Source organism: Actinomadura sp. KC06, from assembly GCF_004348735.1.
In the GTDB taxonomy this organism is placed as follows: Bacteria; Actinomycetota; Actinomycetes; order Streptosporangiales; family Streptosporangiaceae; genus Spirillospora.
The window spans coordinates 1-15551 of record NZ_SMKT01000183.1 but is presented as its reverse complement, the minus strand read 5'-3'; the positions used below and the strand labels follow the sequence as shown (position 1 = coordinate 15551).

The window sequence follows — 15551 nt, the reverse complement described above, 5'->3', positions numbered from 1 at the left end:
CCTCGAAGGGCGGGGAGCCGAGCAGCGCGTCGAGCTCGTCCAGCAGCGCGACGTCCTGGTAGCTGAGCGGCGCGTCCCCGCCCTTCGAGGAGGCAGCGCCCTTCGAGGAGGCGGCGCCCTTCCAGGAGGCGGCGAGCGCGTCGAGGTCGGCGCGGCCGAGGTCGCGTCCGGCGGCGCGGCGCAGCCGGGCCGGGTCGCCGAGCGAGCGCAGCACGTCCAGCGGGCGGCGGATCGGCCACCACGCGACGAGGAAGTCGGTGAACGCGCGCTGCTCCCGGACGCGCGTCTCGAACTGGGCGCGCTTCGGGTCGCCCTGCCCGGACGAGCCGCCCTGCCGTGGCGAATCGCCGTTCTCGCGGCCGCGTCCGGGCGTCTGGTCGTGCGGGTCGTCGAGCGCGGCGAGGCCGTCCGCGGCCAGGATCGCGTTCCACAGCCCCGCTTCGGCGCCCTCCGCCGACTCGGCCGCCTCCTGGCCGCCGATATCGGTGAACCTCTCCCAGAGGGCGTCCAGGAGGAGTTCGGCGGCGCGGCCCCGGGCGGCGTTGACGCTGCCGCGGCTGCGCCGGTGGACCTCGTTCCTGATCCGGTCGAGCCGGGCCCGGTCGAGCGCCACGACGACGCCCTTGAACACCACGCGCAGCTCGTCCGGGGCGCCGGGCGCGTGGTCGGTCACGGCGCGGCGCAGCACGGCCGCCATCTCGTCCGCGCCCTTGAGCCGGGCGAGCCGCGGCGTGTCGTGGACGGTCGCGGTCACGCCGTCCACCAGGTCGCCGAGCGAGCGCAGCGTCGCCGAGCCCTCGCCGAGCGACGGCAGCACCCGCTCGATGTACGCGGTGAACCTGCGGTTCGGCCCGACGACCAGCACGCCGCGGGAGCCGAACCGGCGGCGGTGCCGGAACAGCAGGTACGCGACGCGGTGCAGCGCGACCGCCGTCTTGCCGGTGCCGGGGGCGCCGCGGACGAGGATCGTCCCGTCGGCGGGCGCGCGGATCACCTCGTCCTGCTCCCGCTGGATCGTCGCGACGATGTCGCGCATCGCGCCCTCGCGGGTGCGGGCCAGCGAGGCGAGGAACGCGCCGTCGCCGACGACCGTCATGCCGTCCGCCGCGTCCGGGTCGAGCAGGTCGTCCTCAAGGTCGACGACCGTGTGCCCGCGCGAGTGCAGCACGCGCCGCCGGACGACGCCGCGCGGGTCCTCGGGGGTGGCGCGGTAGAAGTCCTCGGCGGCGGGCGCCCGCCAGTCGATCACCAGGGAGTCGTGCTCGCTGGTCCGGACGCCGATGCGCCCGACGTAGCGCACCTCGTCGGAGGCGAGGTCGAGGCGCCCGAACACCAGGCCGTCGTCGGCGATGTCCAGCGCCTGGGCGCGCAGCGCCGCCTGGTGGACCATCGCGTCCCGGTCCACCAGCGAGCCCTTGGTGCCGGCGAGCGACTGCCGGTAGCCCTCGCGGATCATGGCCTGGGCGTCCGCGCGCATCTCCTCCAGCCGCGCGTACGCGACGTCCACATAGCGCTGCTCGGCAGCGATCTCCTGATCCTTGACCGTGCCGCCGGAACCAGTCGAAAGCCCGGTGACCTGGGACGACATGCAGGCTGCTCCTCGCACGTGTGTCACGCCGGGGACGTCCCCCGGCACCCCGAAGGGTCGAAGGAAACAGCCTATTCGGTGTTCATCGCCGTGCGATCTCGGCGGCCTCGAAGACCATCCGCATGTGCGCGGCCGTGCCGCTGCTCAGCGCCCGTGCGCGGTCGAGGCCCAGACCCCGCAATTCCTCCGCCACCGGATGGTCGCCGAGCACGACCCTCGCCCCGCCCGGACGGAACCGCACGCCGGACGGCGCGACCGTCCACGGGATACGGCGCGTGACGCCGTCCATGCACGTGTAGGCGTCGAGGCTTGGGGCCTGGTTCCTGATCGGGATCGGCGTTCCGGGACGTACGGCCAGCTCGATCGCGGTGCGGCCGTCGAAGCGGACCGCGCAGCGCTTGACGCGTCCGTCCAGGTGCATGGGAATGTCGGCGAGTTCTTTCGGGAAGCCCCAGATCGTCCGGCCCGCTTCGAGGGTGAACTCCTGGTCGACCGGGAGCCAGTGGATGAACGCCCCGGCCTCCGCCATCTCGCGGAGCCGTCCCGACATCCCCTGCGGTGCGGCCGAGCCGGGCGGGCGCACCAGGAAGGCGACGGCGAACTCGTGGTAGCGGCCCAGGTCGCCGTCCGTGTACCGGACGAACGCCAGCGAGCAGACGGCCTTGCCCGGCAGCGGCTCGGCGACGTCCAGCCCCGAGTAGGCGATCAGGGCCTGGGCGGCGCCGGCGGGGACGGCGAACATCGCGGACGCGACGGCGGCGTCGCGGATCCGGACCGGAAGCGCGACCCGTTCGCCCTGGATCGTCCAGGCGCCGGTGGCGGTGCTCACGCACCCAAGTAGAACAGGTTCTCGTTTTTCTGCCAAGGCCGGGCGAGAATCTCAAGCCTTCTCGGCGGCCGTCTTCATGCGGGCGAGGGTGGCGCGCATGCCCTCGCGGTTCAGCGCGGCGCGCCGCTCGGCGGGGACGCCCGTGAAGACCTTGCCGAGCAGCGAGGCGAACGCCGCGCCCCGGTTGTCGCGCCGCAGGTCCTCCCAGTACTCGGTGAGCCGCGTCCGGGGCGCGGACGGGTCGTCCGCGACGTCCTCGATGCGGTAGCCCCACAGCGCGACCGGCATCCCGAAGGTGGAAACGCGGAACGCGAACGCTTCGCCCGGAACCGCGACCGTCACCTGGCAGGTGGTGAACCAGACGCGCCATCCGATCCGGTTGAAGCCGACGAACTTCGTGCCCGGCGCGATCTTCCGGCCGCGGATCCAGGTGGCGAAGACCTCCGGACTCCACTCGCGCATCCGCCGCAGGTCGGCGACCGCCGCGTACACGGTCCGGGCCCCGGCCTCGACGGCCACGCTCTCCTCGACGACCCACTCCCGCTCCATGCCCCGGGATTCTTCCACCTGATGACCGTCCGGTCACATCAGGTGGGCGAAGTGACGGCGCCAGGACGCGTACCAGTCCCTGAACCAGGGTTCGGCCTCGGCCAGCGGGACGATGTAGGTGATCGTCTCGGCGTAGTAGCGGCGCTGGAAGTCGGGCGGCATCCGGTCGAGGGTCTGGACGTTGCTGGCCCGGTCGGCGAGCTTCACCAGCACCGCCTCCCGCGGCGCCTCGCCGAGACGGCGCAGGTAGGCGGCCCGCGCGGCGCGCTTCGCCTGGCGTCCGGTCCCGGCGGGCGGCGGCTTGGTGACCCAGTCGACCAGCTCGGTCACCACGGGCCCGAACTCGGCCTCCACGTCCGCGAGCGTGGCCGGGGTGTCCTCGACGACGTCGTGCAGCAGCGCGGCGGACAGGACGTCGGCATCGGTCACGCCCGGCCCGCTGACCAGCACCTCGAGCGCCTCCAGCAGGTGCTCCACGTAGGGGTCGCCGGTCGGCCGGAGCTGATCGCCGTGCCAGCGCTCCGCGGCGGCGGCGGCCTTGGCGAGAGCGTCCACGTCGATCTCGCCTCCGGAGAGGGCGGTCCGGGCCTCGTCCCAGGTTCGCCAATGGGTGAAGACCTTCACGTTCCGCTCCGTTCTGTCGCGCCGACGCCCGGCACAGGGCATGGTGGGTGTCGTCTTGCAGGCACAGTACGCGGAGGGAGGCGGCGCGGTCGTGGTCGCGAGCCGGCAGCGGCCCGGTGGCCGGCCGGAGTCCGTGGGCGGTGTCCGCGTCGCTCTCGGCCTGGTCTCCGGCGCGGTGGCGATCGCGCTGTGCGCCGTCCTCGTCGACCGGTTCGTGCTCGGCGCGGAATGGTGGCAGGTGCGGCACACCGTGACCGCCGAGCCCGCCACGCCGCAGAGCGAGACGGGCCCGCCGCCCGGCCCGCTCGCGGTGAGCTGGGAGCAGACGACGCGCACGCACCACGGGTCGGTCGCCGGGCACGACGGCGTCGCCTACGCGGTCGCGCAGGGCCAGGTCGTGACGGCGTCCGGGCGCGGTCTCGACGTCCGGGACGCGCGGACCGGCGCGCCCCGCTGGAGCTACCGCCGCTCCGGCTGGACGCTGCTCGGCTGGGCGTCCACCCGGTCCCGGCTGGTCGCCCACTTCCAGCGGGACGGCGACCGCACCGACCGGCTGATGGTCGCGTTCGACGCGCTGTCGGGCGGGCTGCTGTGGCGCCGTGAGGGCGAGCGTCCGGCGGCGGTGTCCCGGACGACGCTGCGCTGGCCCGCGGGCTCGGACGTGCTGCTCGCCACCGACGAGCACCGCCGGACGCTGTTCGGGGTCTCGGCGGTGTCCGGCAACCGGGTGTGGCGGCTGCCGCTGCCGCGCGGCTGCCGGCTGTTCGAGGGCGGCGCGCGGCCGTCCGACGGCCGGGAGACCCTCGCGGCGCTGGCCCTGGAATGCGCGGGCGGCGAACGCCACAGCCGGCTCCTCGCGGTCGAGCCGGGGAAGGGCTCCGTCCGCTGGAACCGGCCGCTGGGCTCCCCGGAGTCGCCCGAGGTGTCGATGCTGGACGGGGTGACGCTGGCGTCCGACGGCACTGCCCTGCGCGCGTTCGACGACCGCGGCCGGCAGTTCGCCGAATGGAAGGGCGACAGCGTGTGCGGGGACGCGATGTGCCAGGGCGTCCTGACGGCGGGACGGCTCGTGCTCGTCTACCACCCGGACGGGGAGAAGCGCGGCGTGACCCGGATGGAGGCGCGGCGCGTCCCGTCCGGGAAGGTCGAATGGGAGCGGGACGTGCCCGCGTACGCGGCGCTCGCGCAGGCGGGCGGCCGCGTGTTCGCGCTGCGCCCGCGGCTGTCGGAGCGGCTGCTGCCGGCGGGCGTCGACATCGTCGAGCCGGGCGACGGGCGCACCACGACCGCGCCCGCGCCGTTCGCGCTGAACACCGACCTGCCGGGCGCGCGGCCGTGGCTGGCGGCGGCGGGCGGGCTGCTGTACGCGGGCGTGCCGCAGGCCGCGCCACGCCCGGACGGCGCCGCGCGGCTGGTCGCGCTCCGCGGCGGGCTCACCGGCGCCGGACCGGCCGAGCTGGACGGCGTCCCGGCGAGCGACTGGCCGGACGCCTGCTCGCTGCTGGAGAAGGCCGACCTGGCGGCGGCGCACATGGCGGACCATGTCGCCGAGCCCGTTCGCGCCGGCGCTGGAACGGCACGACTCCCGCGCGCGGTGTCCTGCACGTACAAGCCGCCCAAGAAGGGCGACGAGCCGAAGGATCCGGAGCGGAAACGGAGGAATGCGCCCGAGCCTGAGCCGTCCGGGTCGCCGGGGTCGGTGTCGCCGTCGTCCTCGGCGTCCGCGACGCCCAGCGCGTCCGGCCCAGCTGGCACGGCGGGGCCGGACACAGGCGTGGGGAGCATCAGCGTCAGCGTCCGCTGGGTCGGCAGGTCCGACCACGCCGCCTCGCGGATGCTGGACGCCCTGCAGGCCACGCAGGCCCAGGCCCGGAAGCGGCGCGACATCCGCGCCGACGAGGCGTACGAGATCGGCCCGACCGCCGGGATGATCGCGTTGCGGGTCGCCCGGTACGTCGTGGTGGTGGAGGCGGAACGGCCCGCGGGCGCCGCGGCGCGCCTCGCCCGGTCCGTCGCGTACCGGCTGAACCAGCCGTCCTGACCGGTCAGTACTCGGGGACGGGCTTCGGACCCGGCTCCGGCTCCGATTCGGGCTCGGGCTCCGGTTCGGGTTCCGGGACGTGTGCGGGCGAGCGTCCGGCCCACGCCTCCAGCTGGGCGACGAAGCGTTCGGCGTGGACGGGCCAGTGGAACCGCGCCCGGGCGGTCCGGTAGCCGCGCTCGCCGAGGCCGGTGCGCAGGTCGGGATCGTCGCGCAGCCGCAGGACGGCCTTCGCCGCGGCCTCCGGGTCGCCGAACGGGACGACGATCCCGCAGTCGGCGGGCTCCACGATGTCCACCGCGGGCGGGTTCGGCGTGGTGATCACCGGGACGCCGCGGGCCATGTACTCCACGACCTTGGTCGGCATCGAGTGCCGGTAGTTCGGCTCGTCGTGCAGCAGCGCCAGCCCGGCCATCGCACCCTCGGCGATGCGCAGCGCCCGGTCGTTCGGGACGAACCCGTACCAGCGCAGGATCCCCTCGCGCTGCGCGGCCCGCAGCGGCTCCCGGACGTCGGCGTCCGCCGCCCCGATCAGCTCGACCAGCACGCCCTCGGCGGCCAGCGGGCGGGCCATCTCGATCATGTCGAGCGCGCCGCGCGCCCGGGACAGCTGCCCGACGTAGACGGCGCGGCGGCCGTCCGGGGCCGGGGGCCGCCGGTCGGAGACGTAGGTGGTGTTGGGGACGACGGGATGGTCCTCGCGGAACCGGGACCGGTAGCCGTCCTCGGCGAGCAGCAGCCGGTGCCGCCGCTCGCTGCGCCGCTCCAGGCGGCGGACGGCGGGCCGCAGTACCGGGCGCGCCGGGCCCGGCACCCAGCCCTTGGCGCTGAGCGCGGCGGCGGTGTCCTCGTGGACGTCCCACACGACCGTCCGGCCCCGCACCTCGCGGGGGAGGGACACCAGCAGCTCGGGGTCGTGCAGCAGGATCACGTCGGCGTACGCGGCGTGCTCGGTGAGGGCCCGGTGGGCCGCGCGCAGGGCCCGGATGCGGCGCCGTCCGGCGGCGCGCGGGACGTCCACCGGGCTGACCTCCCGCCACGGGGTCGCATTGCATGCCCGAAATGGAGCGATATATGTGACTTCATGGCCGGCGTCGAGCAGCGCGCGTATCTGCCGGTGCAGAATGCGCGCGTCCTCGGGATGGTGCACGACCGTGCAAACACAGACCCGCATTCTCACCCACTCCGCTGACGCCGGATATTCATGACCTACGGCCGATTCTTGGGCGTCGATGGAAATTGCCGATGAATTCCCGCTGTCCATGGCGTGGACGATGCCGGGCCAATCCGTCCCGTGTGTTAAGGGCCCGCGTGCCAAGGGCTCGTGGGCCATGACGCGCGCTCAGAGCAGTTCCACGGTGTCCGCCGGGGCGTTCCGCGTCCGGCCGCGCGTGTCGAACAGCAGCGGCGCGTGCCGCGTCAGCGTCGCCGCGTCGTAGGCGGCGTGGTCGGCCAGGACGATCGCCAGGTCGGCCCCCTCCAGCGCCGCGCGCAGATCGGAGCCCGCGGACGGGACGGCCGTCCCGTCGACGTCCCAGGACTCGACGAACGGGTCGTGGAACGACAGCTCCGCGCCGAGCCGGGCCAGCCGCCGCGCCACCGGACGGGCCGGAGACTCGCGCTGGTCGGCGATGTCGGCCTTGTAGGTGACGCCGAGGAGCAGGACCTTGGCGCCCTTGAGCGCCCGTCCCTCCCGGTTGAGCAGCAGCTGCGCGCGTTCCGCGACGTAGCGCGGCATCCGGTCGTTGATCTCCTGGGCCAGCTCCACGAACCGGAACGGGTAGCCCAGCGAGCGGACTTTGTACGACAGGTAGTTCGGGTCGATCGGGATGCAGTGCCCGCCGACGCCGGGGCCCGGCCGGAACGCCTGGAACCCGAACGGCTTCGTGGCCGCGCAGTCGATCGCGTCCCACAGGTCGATGCCGAGCTCGTTGCAGAACACCGCCATCTCGTTGACCAGCGCGATGTTGACGTGCCGGTAGGTGTTCTCCAGCAGCTTGGCCATCTCCGCCTCGCGGGTGCCCTTGGCCTGCACGACCTGCTCGACGAACTTGCCGTAGAACGCCGACGCCGCCGACGCGCACGCCGGGCTCAGCCCGCCGACGATCTTCGGCGTGTTGCGCACCCCGTACACCGGGTTGCCCGGGTCGATCCGCTCCGGCGAGAACGCCAGATGGAACTCCTCGCCCGCGACCAGCCCGGACGTCTCCAGGATCGGCCGGACGACCTCCTCTGTCGTGCCCGGGTAGGTGGTCGACTCCAGCACCACGAGCGTCCCCGGCTCCAGATGCCGCGAGACCGTGTCGGCCGCGCCGCGCACGGCGGTGAGGTCGGGGCCGCCCTCGGGCGACAGCGGCGTCGGCACGCAGATGACCACGGTGCGGGCGCCGTCCAGGACGTCCTCTTGCAGGCTCGGGACGAACCCGGCCTCCAGCATCTCCTCTATCTCGGCCACCGAGACGTCGTCGATGTGCGACAGCCCGGCCTTGAGCCCGGCGACCACGCGCGCGTCGCGGTCGAGACCGGCGACCCGCAGGCCGGCCCGGCAGGCCTCCCGCACGAGCGGCAGTCCCACGTAGCCGAGTCCGATGACCACCAGATCCACGCCGGTGGCTCCCTTCCAGCATCTATGTGATGGCGCCATGCGATGGCGTTCGCCTAGGTGACGGCGTATGCGGCCCGGTAGCCGTCTGCCACGGCCCGCCAGGTGCGTTCCGCACGGACCCATTCCCGGCCCGACCGCCCTATTTTGTGCCTTCTTTCGGGACTGTAAGCCAGGTCTTCCAGACAATTCGCCCATGCTTCCGGGTCTTCCGGAACTGTTAACTCCCCGGTCACCCCCGATTCCACGATTTCGCGAAGTGCCCTGACATCACTGGCAATGACGGGGATTCCCCCTGCCATCGCCTCGATGGGTTTCAGAGGCGTCACCAGCTGGCAGACCCGGTCCGCACGGCGCGGAACCGCGAACACATCGAGGATTGCGTGGTATTGGCGAACGGACTCCATCGGCACCCGGCCGGTGAACACGGCGTGAACGCCGTGGCCCGCCGCGCGCCGTTCGAGCGCCCCGCGCTCGGGCCCGTCGCCGACCAGCAGCAGCGTGATCGGCGCCTTCCGGTCGCGGAGCAGGGCGGCGGCGTCGATCAGCGTGTCGATGCCCTCGTAGCCGTAGAACGACGACGTGAGGCCGACGACCGTGGCCCCGGCCTCGATGCCGAGCCGTTCGCGCAGGTCGCCGGGGTCGGGGAGCGGTTCGAGGAACGCCTCGTCCACCCCGTTCGGCACCGTGAAGATCTTCTCCGCGGGGACGCCGCGGGACGCGATCTCCGCCCGCATGGCCTCGCCCAGCGTCACCACCGCGTCCGCCTCGGACATCCGGCGGGTCTCCAGCTCGCGCGTCAGCCGGTAGAAGTCGTCCGACTCGCTGTGGGACAGGTCGCGCGACAGCCACGAGTCCTCCAGGAAGCCGCGCACCTCGTACACGACCGGCAGCCCGTGCCGCCGGCCCGCCTCCAGCGCGACGGCCGCGTTCAGATGGTTGCTGACCGCGTGCAGGACGGCGGGACGCAGCTCCTCGACGAGGCGTCCGGCCAGGTCTGCGCCCTTCCCGACGGCCCGCAGCGGATCGGCGGGCGGCAGCCACGGCAGCAGCCGGTGGTAGGGGACGCCGTCGACGTCCACCCGCGCCCGAGCGTCACCGATGCCCTGGCTGAGCGGGTACCCGAGCCGCGTCACCACGTGCGTGTCGAACCCCATCTCCCGCTGGGCGAGCGCGAGCCGGTGCGTCCGGACGGTGTAGCCCGCGTTCGTGCACGGCAGCGCGTTCGTCACGAACTTCAGAACCCCCTTACCCTGCGCGGGCGGGCGGGACGGCGGCTCCGGTATGCGAGCGGGGGCGTGGGCGAGGAGGCGGCGCAGGTCGGACGTCTCGCGCCGCACGTCCCGCGGTTTCGGGACGATGATCGGGGAACGCCTCAGCCGGGCGCCGGCGGGCGTCCTGGCGAGCAGCCGGACGGCGAGCCGGGACGCCCGGCCGGGATCGTCACGGAGCTGCCGCCAGGCGAGTCCGAGCAGGTAGACGGGCTTTTTCAAGGGCACGGCGGGCGAGCGTAGGCAACCCCGATGAACAGAAGGGAAATTGTGTTGGGACCCATCGTGCACGTCCTCGGGGCGCGGCCGAACTTCGTCAAGGCCGCGCCGGTGATCGGCGCGCTGCGGGCCGCCGGCGCCGAGCAGGCGGTGGTCCACACCGGCCAGCACTATGACGCCCGCATGTCGGAGATCTTCTTCGACGAGCTGGGCCTGCCCGAGCCCGACGTCAACCTCGGCGTCGGCTCCGGCGGGCACGCCGAGCAGACCGCCGCGCTCATGATCGGGCTGGAGAAGGAGTTCACGAGCCGTTCACCCGCGCTCGTCATCGTGTACGGCGACGTGAACTCGACGATCGCCGCCGCACTGGTCGCGGCCAAGCTGCACATCCCGGTCGCGCATGTGGAGGCCGGGCTGCGCAGCTTCGACATGTCCATGCCGGAGGAGGTCAACCGCAGGCTCACCGACCAGCTCTCCGCGCTGTGCCTGGTCACGAGCCCGGAGGCGGTCGGCCATCTGGCGAACGAGGGCGTCCCGGTGGAGCGGGCGCACTTCGTCGGCAACCCGATGATCGACACGCTGCTGGCGAACCTCGGCTCATTCGACACCGACGCCGTGCGCGAGGCCCATGACCTGCCGGAGCGGTACGTCCTGGCGACCATGCACCGGCCCGCGAACGTGGACGCCCCCGAGACGGCGGCGGCGCTCGTCCGGCACCTGCACGGCATCGCCGACCTCGCCGACCTGGTCATCCCCGTCCACCCGCGCGGCCGGGCGAACCTGCTGGCCGCCGGGCTCGACGACCACGACGGCGTGCACGTCCTGGAGCCGCTGGGCTACATCGACTTCATCGCGGCCGTCCGGGGCGCGGCCGCGGTCGTCACGGACTCGGGCGGCCTCCAGGAGGAGACGACGATCCTCGGCGTGCCGTGCCTGACCGTCCGCCCCAACACCGAACGGCCGATCACGATCACCCACGGCACGAACCGCCTGGTGACGTTCGAGGAGCTGGTCCCCGGCGTGCGCAAGATCCTGGAGGCGGGCGGGCAGGGCGGCGACCGGCGCCCGCCGCTGTGGGACGGCGCCGCCGGCCCCCGCATCGCAGAGGTGATCATGGAGTATCTGGGTGAGTGACGACGGCAAGGCCGACGAGCGGGCCGCGAAGGCGTACGAGCAGCTGGGACGCCTGAAGTCCACGCTGCGGGAGCGCGAGGCGCGCCTCGCCGAGCTGGAGAAGCGGCTCGCGACGCTGGAGAACTCGACCGCCGTGCAGTTCGGGCGGATCGTCGCCAACGCGGCGCGGAACCCGAAGCGCGGCAGGCGGCTCCCCAAGGAGCTGTACCAGCTGTGGCGCAAGCGGCACGCCCCGGTCTCGGCGTCCGGATCGTCGGCCGGCGGCGGCGTCCAGCCCGAGCGCGTCGACCGTCCCGAGGACCGCCTGCTGGTCGCCGGCCCCTGCGACACGGTGATCGTCGCCGGGGTGTTCGGTCCGGGCACGGCGGAGCTGCTCGGCGAGCACGCCGAGATCGTCCCGCTGTACCCGCACGACGCCGCGACCGTCCTGCGGTCGGCCGACGTGGACGTGGTCGTCGTGGACGCTGCGGCCGGCGAACCCGGCGGCCCCTGGGCCTACCTGGGCGTCCCCGGCATGTACGACAGGGATCTCGCGCTGCACGAGCTCCGCCGGATCGCCGCCGCCCGCGCGCTGCCGCTCGTCCTGTACGGCGAGGCGCCGCCCGCCACCCTGGCCTCCCTGACCTGGGACGCCAGGCTCCCGGACGCCGCGACCGCTCCCGGCCGGCTCACCGAACTCATGGAACCGGCTTGAAAGGAAGAACTTTGCGACCACGCGCCCTCGTCTACGGCGACGTCGATCTGAACATGATCGACGGCTCGGCGATCTGGGCCCAGGGCATGGTCCAAGCCCTCGCCCGCGCCGGCTGCGAGGTGACCCTGGTCCTCAAGGCCCCCGTCCGGACCGGACGCCTCGTCGACCCGCTCCGCGCCCTGCCGGGCGTCACCGTCCGCAGCCCGCACGCCGAGGGCCTGTTCGACGGGTCCCGCGGCATGTCCGCGAAGGACGCGGCCCAGGTCCTCGACCGCGTCGACGCCGAGAACCCGCACGACCTCGTCGTCGTGCGCGGCCGCCGCCTCGCGGCCAAGCTCTCCGCGGGCTCGCTGGCCGGACGGCTCTGGACGTACCTCACCGACGTCCCGCAGTCCGCGGCCGAGTTCGACACGGCGGCCAAGGCAGAGCTGCGCCGGATCGCGGACGCCTCCCGCGTCCTGCTCTGCCAGACCGAGGAGCTGCGCGGCTTCCTGGAGAGCGCCGTGCCCGCCACCGCCGGGAAGAGCGTGCTGTTCCCGCCGGTCGTCGTCCTCCCGGACGGCCTGGAGCCCCGCCCGCAGGGCGCGCCCGACGGCCGCGAGCTCCGCCTCGTCTACACGGGCAAGTTCGCGCCGCGCTGGAACACCTACGAGATGACCTCGCTGCCGCGCCTCCTCTCGATCCGGGGCGTGGACGCCGAGCTCCACATGGTCGGTGACAAGATCCACGACGACCCGGCCGACCCCGCGTTCGCGACCCGGATGCGGACCGCGCTGGAGTCGGGCGATGGCGTCGTCTGGCACGGCGGCCACCCTCGGGCCGAGGCGATGCGGCTGACGGCCGCCTGCGACGTGGGCCTTTCCTGGCGGCATCCGGACATGGACGCGAGCCTCGAACTGTCCACGAAGGTGCTGGAATGCGGCACGCTGGGCGTCCCGGTCGTCCTGAACCGCACCCCCATGCACGAACGCCTCCTCGGCGCCGACTACCCGCTCTTCGCCGCCACCGAGGACGACGTCCTCGACGCGCTGACCCTCATCGGCAAGAACCCCGACGTCTTCGCCCTCGCCGTGGACCGCTGCCGCGCCGCCGCCGCGGACTTCACGCTGGACGCCGCCGCCGAACGCCTCCGCACCTACCTGGCGCAAGCCTTCCCGGAGCCATCCGAAAAGGTCCTCGCGGTAAAAGAGCGCCGCCTCCGCATCGGCGTGGCGAGCCATGACCTCAAATTCTTCACCCGCCTCCTCGACTATCTGCGCTCCCGTCCGGACATGGAAATCCGCGTCGACCACTGGTCGGCGCTGAAAGCCCACGACGAGAAGCGCAGCCAGGACCTCATCGACTGGGCGGACGTCATCATCTGCGAATGGTGCGGCCCCAACGCACTCTGGTACGCCGATCGCAAACGTCCGGACCAGCGGCTGGTCGTCCGCCTGCACCGCTTCGAGTTGTACGCGGCCTGGCCGAAGAAGCTGAACATCGGCGCCGTGGACGAGGTCATCTGCGTCAGCCCCCACTACAGCGACCTCACCCGCGAGATCACCGGCTGGCCCGCGGACAAGGTCGTCACCGTCCCCAACTGGGTGGACGTCGACCAGCTCGACCGCCCCAAGCTCCAGGGCGCCGAACACCACCTCGGCATGATCGGCATCGCGCCGTCCCGCAAACGCCTCGACCTGGCCCTGGACATCGTCGAGCAGCTCCGCCGGGACGACCCGCGTTTCACCCTCTTCGTCAAATCCAAGCTCCCCTGGGAGTACTGGTGGATCTGGCAAAAGGACGACGAACGCGAACACTACGAGAAGCTCTTCCGCCGCATCCGCCGCTCAAAACACCTTTCCGGCGGCGTGGTCTTCGACTCCTACGGCCGCGACGTAGCGTCCTGGCTACGCCGCATCGGCTTCGTCCTCTCAACGAGCGACGACGAAAGCTTCCACCTGGCCCCCGCCGAAGGAATGGCATCCGGCGCGATCCCCGCCCTGCTCCCATGGCCCGGCTCCGATACCATCTACGATCGCCGCTGGATCCACGAAACTCCGCAGGACATGGCCGCCTCGATAGCCGCAACGGTCTCCGAGGGCCGCTGGGAAGCCGAAGCAGAACTGGCCCGCACCCAAGTCAGAGAAGCCTATTCCCTGACGAAAGTCTGCAACCAGTGGACCGACGTCCTAGCCCAGTAGGCACCCGTTATTCACAAACCACCCCGTCCCCATCCCGATCCTGATACCACCCGTATTCCGGATCGCCCACGCGGTAAGGCCCGTAACCGGCCCCCTTGGCCGCCGCACACGTCGAGAACCGAGGATCCGTCCGAGGCGCCGGCCGAGCCGTCTTCCGCGGCTTGGGCTGGGGCTTCGGCACGGCACTCCGCGTCCGCCGCGGACTGGGCGTAGCAACCGGCGCGCTCGTCGTAGCCTCGACGGGCCGCACGGTCGTCGTCTCCGTCACGGTCACTGTAGGCGCGACCGAGGACGAGGCCGCGACGGGTTGTGCGGCCTCCGAGCTGGCGATTACTGCGCCCGCGACGCCGCCGATCAGCAGGAAGCCGAGGGCGATCACCAAGATGCCGCCTGTGGGTATGCGGTGCTCGGGCCGCGGGGGCGTGCGCTGCGGAGGTGGTGGCGGTGGATACATGAGGCTCCCGTCGTCGGCTGGTCAGGCCACGGCGGAGGGCGTGAGTGGGACGGCCCGCGTGAGGGAGCCGTTCACCTACTGTCACGATCCGGCCACGGGCGCTATGTGGGACGGGGCGCCGCCGCGAACGGCGGCAGCACGAACCAGCCGGGCACCGCCCGGCGGAGCGACTCGGGCCCCCGCACCGTCACCTCTCCCGACCGCAGCGCGTGCTCCCACCGCAGGTCGCCGCGCCAGATCCGGACCATGTTCCGCAGGTCGCCGGTGACCGTCACGGACACCTCGAAGCCGGGATCGACATCGCAGACGTCCGCGTCGCCGGCCCCGAGCACGAGCCACCAATGGCGCTCGCGCACGGGAACGTCCGGGAAGCCGAACAGGACGACCGTCCGCCCATCGGGCACGGCGGCGTGATCGATCCTGCGCCGCATGTCCCACAGGAGCAGCTTCGGGTCGAGGTCGTGATCTCCCAGCTCCCCGATCCACCGGATGCCCCAGACGGCCAGCGCCTCGACCACCGGCCGCAGTTCCTCGCCGGCCGGAGTCAGGACGTACCGGTCGCCGTCCGCCCCCTTGGTCACGATGCCCGCCCGCACAAGCTGGCTCAGCCGCTTCGACAGCAGCGTGGGCGACATGCGCGGCACCCCGCGCCGCACCTCGTTGAACCGCTCGCTGCCGGACATCAGCTCACGGACGATCAGCAGCGTCCAGCGTTCGTCGAGCAGTTCCATCGCCTTGGCGACTGGGCAGAACTGGTAATAGGAGGCCCCCATCGCCGCAGGCTACGCCTCCGCCGCGCTCCGGTACAGATCCTGTACTGGAGACGCACCGAGCCGCTCCATAGCGTGGCCACCACGAACATGAGGGGAGCAGTCATGGGGGAAATGAACGACAAGGTCAAGGCCGGCCACCGCAAGACGTGGGCGCTCGGCGACTATCCGGCGCTGGCCGCCGACGTCATCCCGGAACTCGGCCGGGTGATCGTCCAGGCGTCCGGGGTGAAACCGGGCGACCGCGTCCTGGACATCGCCGCCGGCTCCGGCAACGCCGCGATCAACGCCGCGCTGACCGGCGCGGACGTCGTCGCGAGCGACCTGACACCCGAGCTTCTGGAAGCCGGGCGCAAGGAGGCGGCACGCCGCGGCGCGCACCTGGAATGGCGTGAGGCCGACGCGGAGGCGCTCCCGTTCGGCGACGGCGAATTCGACGTCGTCCTGTCCTGCGTGGGCATCATGTTCGCCCCGCACCACCAGGCCGCCGCGGACGAGCTGCTGCGCGTCTGCCGTCCGGGCGGCACGATCGGCCTGCTCAACTGGACGCCGGAGGGCTTCATCGGCCAGATGTTCGCCACCATGCGCCCCTACGC

The 15551-nt window shown here is 72.8% G+C and carries 13 protein-coding genes and 1 pseudogene; 5 read left to right on the top strand and 9 right to left on the bottom strand.

Going from position 1 to position 15551, the window contains the following annotated elements:
* The 4 genes and pseudogenes from E1287_RS36370 to E1287_RS36355 all read right to left on the bottom strand — a co-directional run.
* A pseudogene (locus E1287_RS36370) lies at positions 1-1588 on the bottom strand (AAA family ATPase); the annotation flags it as partial.
* A gap of 82 nt (positions 1589-1670) precedes the next feature.
* Positions 1671-2417 (bottom strand): acetoacetate decarboxylase family protein, encoded by a 747-nt coding sequence (locus E1287_RS36365; protein WP_243719679.1) that lies wholly within the window; start codon positions 2415-2417, stop codon positions 1671-1673.
* Between the two features lie 51 nt (positions 2418-2468).
* Positions 2469-2984 (bottom strand): SRPBCC family protein, encoded by a 516-nt coding sequence (locus tag E1287_RS36360; protein ID WP_243719678.1) that lies wholly within the window; start codon positions 2982-2984, stop codon positions 2469-2471.
* A 15-nt stretch (positions 2985-2999) separates the two neighbouring features.
* On the bottom strand, positions 3000-3590 hold the full coding sequence (locus tag E1287_RS36355; protein ID WP_131969823.1) for an HD domain-containing protein: 591 nt from the start codon (positions 3588-3590) through the stop codon (positions 3000-3002).
* 55 nt (positions 3591-3645) lie between these two features.
* Between E1287_RS36355 and E1287_RS36350 the strand changes: the two genes are divergently transcribed.
* Positions 3646-5631: a PQQ-binding-like beta-propeller repeat protein gene (locus E1287_RS36350; protein WP_165969379.1), complete on the top strand. Its 1986-nt coding sequence runs from the start codon at positions 3646-3648 to the stop codon at positions 5629-5631.
* Positions 5632-5635: 4 nt separating this feature from the next.
* On the opposite strand, the gene E1287_RS36345 is transcribed toward E1287_RS36350, so the two are convergent.
* The 3 genes from E1287_RS36345 to E1287_RS36335 all read right to left on the bottom strand — a co-directional run bounded on the left by E1287_RS36345 (position 5636) and on the right by E1287_RS36335 (position 9732).
* Positions 5636-6805 (bottom strand): glycosyltransferase family 4 protein, encoded by a 1170-nt coding sequence (locus tag E1287_RS36345; RefSeq protein WP_131969821.1) that lies wholly within the window; start codon positions 6803-6805, stop codon positions 5636-5638.
* Positions 6806-6973: 168 nt separating this feature from the next.
* Positions 6974-8275 (bottom strand): nucleotide sugar dehydrogenase, encoded by a 1302-nt coding sequence (locus E1287_RS36340; RefSeq protein WP_131969820.1) that lies wholly within the window; start codon positions 8273-8275, stop codon positions 6974-6976.
* Positions 8276-8289: 14 nt separating this feature from the next.
* Positions 8290-9732, bottom strand: a complete 1443-nt coding sequence (locus E1287_RS36335) for a glycosyltransferase family 4 protein (RefSeq protein WP_243719677.1) — start codon at positions 9730-9732, stop codon at positions 8290-8292.
* Positions 9733-9786: 54 nt separating this feature from the next.
* Between E1287_RS36335 and wecB the strand changes: the two genes are divergently transcribed.
* Genes wecB through E1287_RS36320 form a run of 3 tightly spaced genes read left to right on the top strand, consistent with a single transcriptional unit; the run spans position 9787 to position 13731 of the window.
* Positions 9787-10857 carry a UDP-N-acetylglucosamine 2-epimerase (non-hydrolyzing) gene (gene wecB / locus E1287_RS36330; RefSeq protein WP_243719681.1) on the top strand — a complete coding sequence of 357 codons (1071 nt, stop codon included), beginning with the start codon at positions 9787-9789 and terminating at the stop codon, positions 10855-10857.
* Positions 10850-11551, top strand: coding sequence for a hypothetical protein (locus E1287_RS36325; protein ID WP_131969818.1), 702 nt, complete (start codon positions 10850-10852; stop codon positions 11549-11551). Before wecB ends, E1287_RS36325 begins: the two co-directional genes overlap by 8 nt.
* Positions 11552-11604: 53 nt before the next feature.
* A complete protein-coding gene (locus E1287_RS36320; RefSeq protein WP_243719680.1) occupies positions 11605-13731 on the top strand; it encodes a glycosyltransferase in 2127 nt (708 codons plus the stop codon).
* A 7-nt stretch (positions 13732-13738) separates the two neighbouring features.
* Here the strand turns inward: E1287_RS36320 and E1287_RS36315 are convergent, their stop codons facing one another.
* Both E1287_RS36315 and E1287_RS36310 read right to left on the bottom strand, forming a co-directional pair.
* Complete coding sequence (locus E1287_RS36315) at positions 13739-14185, bottom strand: excalibur calcium-binding domain-containing protein (RefSeq protein WP_131969816.1); 447 nt, start codon at positions 14183-14185, stop codon at positions 13739-13741.
* A 101-nt stretch (positions 14186-14286) separates the two neighbouring features.
* Complete coding sequence (locus E1287_RS36310; RefSeq protein WP_131969815.1) at positions 14287-14958, bottom strand: helix-turn-helix domain-containing protein; 672 nt, start codon at positions 14956-14958, stop codon at positions 14287-14289.
* Between the two features lie 102 nt (positions 14959-15060).
* Here E1287_RS36310 and E1287_RS36305 point away from each other — a divergent pair.
* Positions 15061-15551: methyltransferase domain-containing protein (locus E1287_RS36305; RefSeq protein WP_207934669.1), on the top strand; the 491-nt coding region annotated here is incomplete at its 3' end.

Coding starts and splice junctions, on each gene's coding strand:
- E1287_RS36345 (WP_131969821.1), bottom strand. CDS start 6,805: ATGCGGGTCTGTGTTTGCACGGTCGTGCACCATCCCGAGGACGCGCGC.
- E1287_RS36340 (WP_131969820.1), bottom strand. CDS start 8,275: ATGGCGCCATCACATAGATGCTGGAAGGGAGCCACCGGCGTGGATCTG.
- E1287_RS36320 (WP_243719680.1), top strand. CDS start 11,605: ATGATCGACGGCTCGGCGATCTGGGCCCAGGGCATGGTCCAAGCCCTC.
- E1287_RS36315 (WP_131969816.1), bottom strand. CDS start 14,185: ATGTATCCACCGCCACCACCTCCGCAGCGCACGCCCCCGCGGCCCGAG.
- E1287_RS36310 (WP_131969815.1), bottom strand. CDS start 14,958: ATGGGGGCCTCCTATTACCAGTTCTGCCCAGTCGCCAAGGCGATGGAA.